Source organism: Streptococcus parasanguinis, from assembly GCF_001578955.1.
GTDB lineage: Bacteria > Bacillota > Bacilli > Lactobacillales > Streptococcaceae > Streptococcus > Streptococcus parasanguinis_U.
This window is the reverse complement of the sequence record NZ_KQ969689.1, coordinates 746,353-750,412: the sequence shown is the minus strand read 5'-3', so window position 1 is coordinate 750,412 and position 4,060 is coordinate 746,353. Positions and strand designations below refer to the sequence as shown.

General features: G+C 40.3%; 7 protein-coding genes. All 7 read right to left on the bottom strand.

All coding sequences use genetic code 11. The features are described 5' to 3' along the window. Window positions 1-405: ribosome maturation factor RimM (rimM, locus tag SPADD19_RS03640; protein ID WP_241496456.1), on the bottom strand; the 405-nt coding region annotated here is incomplete at its 3' end. 107 nt (window positions 406-512) lie between these two features. After that, on the bottom strand, window positions 513-752 hold the full coding sequence (gene kphA / locus SPADD19_RS03635; protein WP_061455234.1) for an RNA-binding protein KphA: 240 nt from the start codon (window positions 750-752) through the stop codon (window positions 513-515). Window positions 753-772: 20 nt separating this feature from the next. Next, the gene (gene rpsP / locus SPADD19_RS03630; RefSeq protein WP_003007475.1) at window positions 773-1,045 is read right to left on the bottom strand and encodes a 30S ribosomal protein S16; all 273 of its coding nucleotides are present in this window, start codon (window positions 1,043-1,045) and stop codon (window positions 773-775) included. Between the two features lie 123 nt (window positions 1,046-1,168). After that, complete coding sequence (pynA, locus tag SPADD19_RS03625) at window positions 1,169-1,858, bottom strand: pyrimidine 5'-nucleotidase PynA (RefSeq protein WP_061455233.1); 690 nt, start codon at window positions 1,856-1,858, stop codon at window positions 1,169-1,171. Then, on the bottom strand, window positions 1,858-2,352 hold the full coding sequence (locus SPADD19_RS03620) for a YkgJ family cysteine cluster protein (protein WP_061455232.1): 495 nt from the start codon (window positions 2,350-2,352) through the stop codon (window positions 1,858-1,860). The genes pynA and SPADD19_RS03620 overlap by 1 nt, the downstream gene beginning before the upstream one ends. Before the next feature lie 84 nt (window positions 2,353-2,436). Then, window positions 2,437-3,081 carry a hypothetical protein gene (locus SPADD19_RS03615; protein ID WP_061455231.1) on the bottom strand — a complete coding sequence of 215 codons (645 nt, stop codon included), beginning with the start codon at window positions 3,079-3,081 and terminating at the stop codon, window positions 2,437-2,439. Between the two features lie 113 nt (window positions 3,082-3,194). Beyond that, window positions 3,195-3,839 (bottom strand): hypothetical protein, encoded by a 645-nt coding sequence (locus tag SPADD19_RS03610; RefSeq protein ID WP_061455230.1) that lies wholly within the window; start codon window positions 3,837-3,839, stop codon window positions 3,195-3,197. Window positions 3,840-4,060 lie beyond the last annotated feature (221 nt).

Genomic DNA, 4,060 nt, shown 5'->3' with positions numbered 1-4,060 from the left:
GCGTTTCACGACCCAAACGTCATTGGCACCTGGTTGCAGGATTTCCTTGATCTGACCGATTAGCTGGTCATTTTCATAAACATCAAGGCCGATGATCTCATGGTAATAAAACTCGCCATCCTCCAAATCTGTCAAGTCTTCTTCCGCAACCTTGAGGCTAAAGCCTTTGAATTTTTCGATGGCATTGATATGGTACATATCCTTAAACTTGATGATGTCGAAGTTCTTGTGCTTGCGATGACTGGCAATGGTCACTGTTTGGACAAAACGATCCTTCTCATCAAAAAGAGCCAACTCAGCTCCTTTTTTAAAGCGTTCATCTGCAAAGTCTGTCACAGACAAGATCCGCATTTCTCCTTGTAAGCCTTGGGTATTGACAATTTTCCCGACATTAAAGTAATTCATGATTTCTCCAGTGTAGTTTATTCACTCTATTTTATCACGTTCAGCAACAATTCTCAACGTTGCTCACTGAATGGTCCAATAAAAAAACGGGACCAAGTCCCGCCTTTTTATTTTTCGTCAATAACGATTCTTACTTTTTTATCTTCAGTTGGGACAGAGTAGACAATCGTTCTTATCGCAGAAATGGTGCGACCTTTTCGACCGATTACACGACCAACATCGCTAGGATCAAGGTCAAGGTGGTACTCAAAGAATTCAGGAGTATCTTCGATCTTGATGGTTAAGGCATCCGGTTGTGAAATCAAAGGTTTCACAATTGCAATAATGAGATTTTCAATCGTATCCATACATCAACCTACTTAAAAAATTATTTTGAGAATTTAGAATCGTGGAATTTCTTCATCACACCAGCTTTTGAAAGGATGTTGCGAACTGTATCTGAAGGTTGAGCTCCATCAGCCAACCATGCAAGAACGCGGTCTTCTTTCAAAGTCACTTGGTTTTCTTCAACAAGTGGATTGTAAGTTCCAACTGTTTCGATGAAACGTCCATCACGTGGTGAACGTGAATCTGCTACGTTGATACGGTAGTAAGGTTTTTTCTTAGATCCCATACGAGTCAAACGAATTTTAACTGCCATTTTTATAAGTCTCTTTTCTATATTTTAATTTTCGGTGAAATAGACAAGCTATTTAGCACATGATCCATTATAACACATTTTATAGACCTGTCAAGAAAAAAACTTGACAGTATTTAAAATTTTTTATTTTATCAGTAAATCGGCGATTTCTTGATAGTTGCTAACGGTATAAGTCGGTACTACCTGGCTAGTATTTTCCTTATGATCAGGGTTATACCAGACGGTATCGATCCCCGCAGCATTTCCTCCTGCGATATCTGCTGTCAAGGAATCTCCGATCATGAGGATCTCTTCCTTGCTAAAACCTGGAATCAGTTGGCCAACTTTGTCAAAAAATGCAGGTTCTGGTTTCTGAGTATGAAGCTGCTCAGAGATAAAGACCTCTTTGAAATATGGTGCGATTGTAGAATGAGCCAAGCGTCCTTCTTGAATGGCAGTCACTCCATTCGTTGCACCATAGAGCTGGTAACCCGCTTTTTCAAGTCGGGCCAGTAAGTCCTCCGCACCAGGGAAAGACTGCCCTTGAAGACTGATGTAATCTTGGTAGCGAAGAGCCATCTCAGCCCCATCAACCGTGATCCCAAAGTGGGCAAACCCAATCGCAAACCGACTATCCACGAGCTCTTGCTTGGTCAATTTCTTTTGTTCCAAATCCTTCCAGAGCCCTTGGTTCATGGGTTTGTAGTAATCCTTAAAGGCCTGTACATCTGGAAAATTCATGTCTTCTAACATCTGCGTCAAGGCTGTTTCTTCAGCAGATTCAAAGTCCAACAAGGTATGGTCCAAATCAAAAAGTAAAAATGTATACGCCATTACAAACGATCCTTCAATTTTTCTACAAATAAATAAGCCGCTGGGCAAGTGAGGGTATTCTTGATGGTCAGATGGTTGATCTGATAAATCTTCTTGCGATCGGTGTGAGGGAATTCCCGACAAGCTTTTGGACGAACATCATAGATGGAGCAGAGATTGTCCCCACCAAGAAAAGGACAAGGCATGGATTTAAAAACCTTGTCCCCATCTTCGTCAACTTGAAGAAATTCAGCCTCAAAGGCAGGAAGTTTCATCTTGAAATACTTGGCAATCCGCGTGATATCCGCTTCCTTAAAATCGGGCCCTAAGGTCTTGCAGCAATTAGCACAAGCCGTACAGTCGATTTCTTGGAAAACTTCATCGTGGATTTCTTGCGCTATTTTATCTAAATTCTTAGGCGGTTTCTTCTTGAGATTCGCCAATACCTTGCGGTGCTCCTTTTGCTTTTGGAGAGCTAACTGATGGTATTTTTCAATATCACTTTCCTGTGTCATCCTCTATTTCCTCTTTTAAACAATAGAAGCATTATACCACAAAGAACGTGAAAAAAGATAGATCTTGCGATCTATCTCACTTGACTAATCCGTCACAGCGCCTGTTCCATCTAAGCTCCAAGTGTTTTCGACATAAGGAGTAAATTGAGTTATTGTTTTCTCAAATCCTTCAACAATAATCAAATAAACCTTATCATCTTTTTGGAATACCCAACCAGCAACCTGCAGACCTGACTTGAGAAATATATGTATTTTAAGCGACTCATTTCCTCCAACAGTCGTCGTAGATTTTGTCATTTTCTCAACAATTTTATAATCATTCCACCTACTCTCCAACCTTTGAGCTATTAGCTCTGCATTAAATTCAACTCCTTCGGGGACATTTGCTTTTTCTCTAGTGGCAGCATTTAAAACAATAATATTGAAGGCGTTTTTATCTGTATACTGAATATTATCCCCGACTTGGATACTATCATTCTTTTTCCAGTCACTTGGGATATTGAGGTAACCATAATCTGCTGAGCCGATTCGTTTCGTTTCTACAGTCCCCTTATCACTATCTGATATTTCTTTCTCTACCTTGCTACTCGATTTTGTAGTCTCTTTCACCACATTAGTGGAACTAGACGCTGCCTTTGATTTACTAGACTCTTTCTTTGGACTAGTACAAGCAAACAGACTGACAACAGACAAAAACGTAACAGACGCGAGTAGAAACTTATTTTTCATGTTCTCTCCTCAATGATGTATTATCTTTCCTCTAGTCTACCATGATTTTCTAGGATTTGAAAGTGCGATTTCTATAGCATAAAGAGACTAGAAATGATTCTAGCCTCTCTTCATCAATCCATTATAGCGCCTGTTCCATCTAGGCTCCAAGTATTTTCAATGTATGGGATAAAGGTTTTCAAGGTTTCTGCATCCCCTTCAAAAGAAATGGTATAAACTTTTTCACCCTTCTGGAAAACCCAAGTAATCAGGTATTGACCAGATTTCATGACAATTTGAAGCTGGTAGGCGTCTAGACCTGCGACTTTAGTCCGCGCTCCCGTCATCTTTCCAACATCCTGGTTATCTTGCCACATTACGGCTAGTTTCTTGGCTAGAAATTCAGCATTAAACTCGATATCTGCAGGAACTTTGGCCTTTTCCCGGGTAAAGCTGTTCAAGGTGACAATATTATAGCCACTGCCATCTGTATATTGGACAGCTTCTGTCCCATCGATATCCGTGAACTTGAACCATTTACTTGGAATATCGATGTATCCATAATCTGCATTTCCAATCCGCTTGGTTTCTTGACTGGAAGTGTTTTTCTTTGTAGAAGAAGTATCCTTTGACGAAGAGCTGCTTGTTTGCTTTTCGACTTTACTGCTACTTTCTTTTGTAGAAGAAGCTGCGGTGTCCTTTTGAGTGGTGTGACTACAAGCCATGAGTGTGCAGGTAGAAAGAATCGTCAGTGATGTGACCAATAATTTGTGTTTCATGCTCAACCTCCTTGAGAACGTTTTCTCTCCTCTAGTCTACCATGAAAGTGGGTATTTTAAAATAGGATAAGTGTCACATCTGATGGAACCTTTCTCATTCAGTCTATTTCTTTTATACCTAAAACAAAAGGCTGGGACAAAAGTCCTAGCCTCTCAATTATTTTTGGATTGTCGAGCAAGACGCAGTGGTTGAGTGGGCTCTACTACGCTGATTTCATCAG

Excerpts from the sequence above, each read along its gene's own strand:
- pynA (WP_061455233.1), bottom strand. The coding sequence starts at position 1,858 with ATGGCGTATACATTTTTACTTTTTGATTTGGACCATACCTTGTTGGAC.
- kphA (WP_061455234.1), bottom strand. The coding sequence starts at position 752 with ATGGATACGATTGAAAATCTCATTATTGCAATTGTGAAACCTTTGATT.
- SPADD19_RS03615 (WP_061455231.1), bottom strand. The coding sequence starts at position 3,081 with ATGAAAAATAAGTTTCTACTCGCGTCTGTTACGTTTTTGTCTGTTGTC.
- rpsP (WP_003007475.1), bottom strand. The coding sequence starts at position 1,045 with ATGGCAGTTAAAATTCGTTTGACTCGTATGGGATCTAAGAAAAAACCT.
- SPADD19_RS03610 (WP_061455230.1), bottom strand. The coding sequence starts at position 3,839 with ATGAAACACAAATTATTGGTCACATCACTGACGATTCTTTCTACCTGC.
- SPADD19_RS03620 (WP_061455232.1), bottom strand. The coding sequence starts at position 2,352 with ATGACACAGGAAAGTGATATTGAAAAATACCATCAGTTAGCTCTCCAA.